The 4,548-nt window shown below is 66.6% G+C and carries 5 protein-coding genes; 4 read left to right on the top strand and 1 reads right to left on the bottom strand.

What is annotated here, in order from left to right:
* The first annotated feature begins 1 nt into the window (after position 1).
* Entirely contained in the window at positions 2 to 808 is an 807-nt protein-coding gene (gene phaZ / locus JOZ00_RS03135) for a poly(3-hydroxyalkanoate) depolymerase (RefSeq protein ID WP_293339495.1), read from the top strand.
* Here the strand turns inward: phaZ and JOZ00_RS03130 are convergent.
* Positions 805 to 2,529, bottom strand: coding sequence for an amidohydrolase family protein (locus tag JOZ00_RS03130; protein ID WP_293339492.1), 1,725 nt, complete (start codon positions 2,527 to 2,529; stop codon positions 805 to 807). The two genes, phaZ and JOZ00_RS03130, sit on opposite strands and share 4 nt — an antisense overlap.
* A gap of 47 nt (positions 2,530 to 2,576) precedes the next feature.
* Between JOZ00_RS03130 and JOZ00_RS03125 the strand changes: the two genes are divergently transcribed.
* From JOZ00_RS03125 to JOZ00_RS03115, 3 genes are all read left to right on the top strand, one after another.
* Positions 2,577 to 3,203, top strand: a complete 627-nt coding sequence (locus JOZ00_RS03125; protein WP_293339489.1) for a TetR/AcrR family transcriptional regulator — start codon at positions 2,577 to 2,579, stop codon at positions 3,201 to 3,203.
* Between the two features lie 12 nt (positions 3,204 to 3,215).
* Complete coding sequence (locus tag JOZ00_RS03120; protein WP_293339486.1) at positions 3,216 to 3,893, top strand: hypothetical protein; 678 nt, start codon at positions 3,216 to 3,218, stop codon at positions 3,891 to 3,893.
* 2 nt (positions 3,894 to 3,895) lie between these two features.
* On the top strand, positions 3,896 to 4,548 hold a 653-nt coding region (locus JOZ00_RS03115), incomplete at its 3' end, for a YhgE/Pip domain-containing protein (protein ID WP_293339483.1).

Below are 4,548 nucleotides of genomic sequence, written 5' to 3'. Positions count from 1 at the left end.
GATCGGCGAGGAGCGCTATGTCTCCGCCGGTGGTCAGCGGATCCGGGTCAACGTGCGTCGCGGGAACGGCGTCCCGCTGGTGGTGTGCAACGGCATCGGCGCCAGCTTGGAGGTGCTTGATCCGCTGGTCGAGCAATTGGATTGCACTGTCGTCAGATTCGACGTCCCCGGGACGGGTGGATCGGCCACCTCCCCCGCACCGTACGGGTTTCCCTACCTCGCCTGGGTGCTGGGCCGGGTGCTGTCCAAGCTGGGGTTCGGCGTGGTCGATGTGCTCGGGCTGTCCTGGGGAGGGGCTCTGGCGCAGCAGTTCGCCTTCCAGAACCCGCGCCGGTGCCGGCGCCTGGTGCTGGTGGCGACCGCCACCGGGGCGCTGATGGTGCCCGCGCATCCGCGGGTGCTGGCGAAAATGGTCACCCCGCGCAGGTTCTCGGACCCCGACTACGCCGCGGCCATCGCGGGTGAGCTCTACGGCGGTACCGTTCGCAGCCACGGCGAGGACGTCGCGCGACTGTTCGTGCGGCAGTTGCATGCCGGATCGAAGGTCGGCTACCTGCACCAGTTGCTGGCGGGAGCGGTCTGGACGAGCTTGTTCGCACTTCCCGCGGTGCGGCAGGAGACCTTGATCGTGTCGGGCACCGATGACCCGATCATCCCGGTGATCAACGCCCGCGTGCTGAAGGCGTTACTGCCCCACGCGCGGTTGCATCTGCATCCCGGCGGACACATCGACCTGGTGCACAATGCGACCGAGCTCGCTCCCGTCGTCGCGACGTTTCTGAGCGAACCCGGGGGCGGCGGCGCCTAGTCCACTGCCTGCAGGAACCGCCCCGCGTGCAGATCGGTGCCGAAGCCGGGAGCGAATTCCCCTGCGGCATAGACGACCTGACCGCCGACGATGGTAGCGGCCACCACGTCGTCGTTGCGGTTCACCATCCGTTTGACGCTCGGTGCCCCCGGGTATGGCGCTTCGGCATAGGCGGCACTCGAGCCGTCGAATCCCGCGGGGTCGATCACCGCCACGTCGGCCCGTTTGCCTTTCGCGAGGTACCCGGCGTCGAGGCCGTACCAATCGGCCAGCTCGCCGGTGAGCCGGTGCACGGCGGTTTCGATCGGCATGAACCGGCGGTGGTGAACACGTTCGAGCATGCGAAGGCCGCTGTTGTAGAAGGCCATGTTGCGCAGGTGCGCGCCGGAATCCGAAAAGCCGATCTGCACGTTGGGCGAGCGCTGGAGTCGGTCCAGGACGTCCTCGCGATCGTTGGCGACGGTCGTGCGCCACCGCAGCGCCGCACCGTGCTCGACGGCCAGGTCAAGCAACGCGTCCGCGGGTTCGATCCCGCGGGTCGCCGCGACGTCGGCGAACGACCGCCCGACCACGGCAGCGTCGGGGCAGGCGACGATTTCGGCGTCGGACAGGTCGCGAGTCCACACCCGCGGACCCGATTGCGTAATCAGGTCTTTGCGGAACTGGCGTCGATACGATTCGTCGGCGAGCAGCCGGCCGCGACTCATCTCGTCGCGGAAGTTCAGTGCCGTTGAGCCGGAACCGAATTCCTCGAACACGACGAGATCGACCCCGTCGGCGTACATCTCGAACGGCACCGGCAGGTGCTGCCAGCGGAAGTCACCGCCGGCCCGGTTGGTCAGAGCGGCGGACAGCACGGTCATCCGTGCCGCCTTCCGGTCCGCCTTGACGTCCGCGGCCGCGATCAAGGTCGTCTTCAGCGGCCGGCGGAATCCGCGGCCGATGCTCTGCGCGAGGTAGCGGCCGACCTCGGCCTGTCGCGCCAGATTCGGGGTGCTCTGGTGCACGCGACCGCGTTTGCGCAGCACATCGTTCAAGGCCGCGAACTCCGACCACGTCGCGTACGTGGACGGCAGTTGGTGTGCCGGGAAGCGCGCACCCTCGAGCTTGGAGAAGGAACTTCGCAGAGTAGACAGCCCGACGAAACCAGCGTCGAGGGCGCCGGTGAGCATCTGCCGCATCCGATCCGTCTCCGCGCGGGTAGGGCGATAGTCGGCGTCGACTGACTGGCCCAGTCCCAACGCCGCGGCGCGGATATCGGAGTGGCCGATGAAGGCAGCGACGTTCACACCAAGCGGCAGCGAATCCACCGTCTTCACGTATTCGGCCGGGCTATCCCAGGTTTTCGCCTCCTTCACCGCGTCGTGAACGATCTGCCACGGCAGCGCTTCCACCCGCGCGAACATGTCGGCGCAATCGTCGGCGTCGCTGTAAACCGTCGACAACGAGCAGTTGCCCAGAACGATCGAGGTGGTGCCGTGCCGGGCCGACTCGCCGAGCCCGGGACTGAGCAGAACCTCGGCGTCGTAGTGCGTGTGCACGTCGAGCAGGCCGGGCAGGACCCACCTGCCGAACGCGTCGATGGTGCGCGCGCCGTCGGGCAGTCCTGGTGCGATCGCCGCCACTTTGCCGTCGCGGATTCCGACGTCTGCGCTGATCGGCGCCGAGCCGGCTCCGTCGAACACCTTTCCGCCGCGGATAACCAGCTCAAAGGCGGCCATCTCTGCTCCTTTCGATACTCATTAGTATCCAATCGATACCGTGGAGTATGCTGCTGACCATGTCGCCTGTCAAGCCGCACCGAACCCGCCCCACCCGCGGCGAGGTTCGCGACCGGATCCTGGACGCGGCGTCCAAGGTTTTCGCCGCCGAAGGCTTCGCCGGTGCCACGATCGACGCCATCGGCCAGGCCGCGGGCTTCACCAAGGGTGCGGTCTACTCGAACTTCGAATCCAAGGACGACCTGTTCCTGGCTCTGCTCGACCGCGAGTTCGAGTTGCGCGGTGAGCAGATCGCCACGGCGCTGGAAAGCGGCCGCGACATCGCGACGGCCGCACGGGCCTTGAGCCGATCGGTGCTCGACTCGATTCACGGTCACGCCGACTACTACGTCTTGTTCGTCGAATACTGGCTGCGCGCCCTGCGTGACCCGCAGCTTCGTGAGCGCTTCATCGCACGCCGTCGTGCGGCCGCCGCCGAGCAGGCGGCGAACATCGCCGAATCGACCGCCACCGTGCAGGCCAGTCGACGGTTGGCGGAGCTCGCCCAACTCGTCGTCACCATCAACTTGGGTATCGGGATGGAAGAGGTCCTGCAACCCGGAATCATCGATCCTGACCTGCTTGCGCAACTGATTACCGCGCTCTTGGAATCTGTTGCGGCTCAAGGTGATTAGGGGGAGTCCACTATGGATACAAATGATGAGCCGGACATCGCCGCGCCGGTGATCACCGCCAACCGATTGGGGGTCGACGGCGAGCACGGACCCCTCTTCTCGGGCATCGATCTTTCGCTCACTTCGGGTTTTCACGCCATTCAGATGCCCGGGGGGCCGGGACAGACCACGCTGCTGCTGACGCTCGCGGGACGTTTCAAGCCCACGCACGGCACGCTGAGCGTCCTCGGTGCGACGACGCCGCGGGCGATCCGTCGGCACTGCTCGATCGCGGCCTTCGAAGACATCGACGACCTGGAGGAGTCGGTAACCGTCGAGACGGTGCTCGCCGAGCAACGCCGGTGGCTCGCGCCCTGGTATTCACTGGTACCGCTGCAAGCCGGCCAGGCCGAGATGACGCAGGTTTTCGGCGACATACCCCCGCCGTCCCACGACACCTACATCGTTGAATTGTCGGACCTGGAACTGTTTTTGCTGCGCATCACACTGGCGTTGCTGTCGAACCGCCCGATCCTGGTGGTCGGGGACCTCGAGCAGGTTCGCGACAACTCCCGGCGGGCAGTCGCGGTGGACAGACTCGGCGCGATCGCGAAACAGCGCACGGTGGTCGTCGGGGTGACCAACCCGCTCGGCACCGACGCGCCCGACCACGAACTACACGATCACCGGATCCTGACCGGAGGGGACTGAAGATGTTGGCTGGACTCGCATTCGGCTCGGAGATCAAACGTTTCGGCCGCAGCCGATTGACGCGCGTGGCCATCGTGGTACTGATGTTGCTGCCCCTGGTGTACGGGGCGCTGTATCTGTGGGCTTTCTGGGATCCCTTCGGCCACACCAACAAAATGCCGGTGGCGCTGGTGAACTCCGACCGCGGCGCCGTCGTGTCCGGCCAGCAGTTCAACGCCGGTGCGGAGATCGCCAAGAGCCTCACAGCCGACGGCGGCCTGGACTGGCACGTCACCGACTTACAGGAGGCACGCAGCGGAGTCGACCACGGCAAGTACTACTTCATGGTCGAATTGCCGCCGGACTTCAGCGCGGCGATCGCCTCGCCGGTAACCGGGCAGCCCAAGAAGGCCAACCTGATCGCCGTCTACAACGACGCCAACAACTACATCTCGACCAGCATCGGTCGCACCGCCATCGACCAGGTACTCAACGCCGTCTCCAGCCGGATTTCCGGACAGGCGGTCAATCAGATGCTGTCCGTGGTGGTGTCCTCCGGTGCCGGCATCAAACAGGCGGCCGACGGGGCGAGCCGGCTCGCCGACGGCGCGAGCCAACTGGCGGGCGGTCTGGACACCGCGCGATCCGGCTCGACGACACTGGCAACCGGCGCGCG

This window comes from Mycobacterium sp. (genome assembly GCF_019243155.1).
Classification (GTDB): Bacteria; Actinomycetota; Actinomycetes; order Mycobacteriales; family Mycobacteriaceae; genus Mycobacterium.
This window is presented reverse-complemented; position numbering and strand designations above follow the sequence as displayed.

Excerpts from the sequence above, each read along its gene's own strand:
- JOZ00_RS03120 (WP_293339486.1), top strand. The coding sequence starts at position 3,216 with ATGGATACAAATGATGAGCCGGACATCGCCGCGCCGGTGATCACCGCC.
- JOZ00_RS03130 (WP_293339492.1), bottom strand. The coding sequence starts at position 2,529 with ATGGCCGCCTTTGAGCTGGTTATCCGCGGCGGAAAGGTGTTCGACGGA.
- JOZ00_RS03125 (WP_293339489.1), top strand. The coding sequence starts at position 2,577 with ATGCTGCTGACCATGTCGCCTGTCAAGCCGCACCGAACCCGCCCCACC.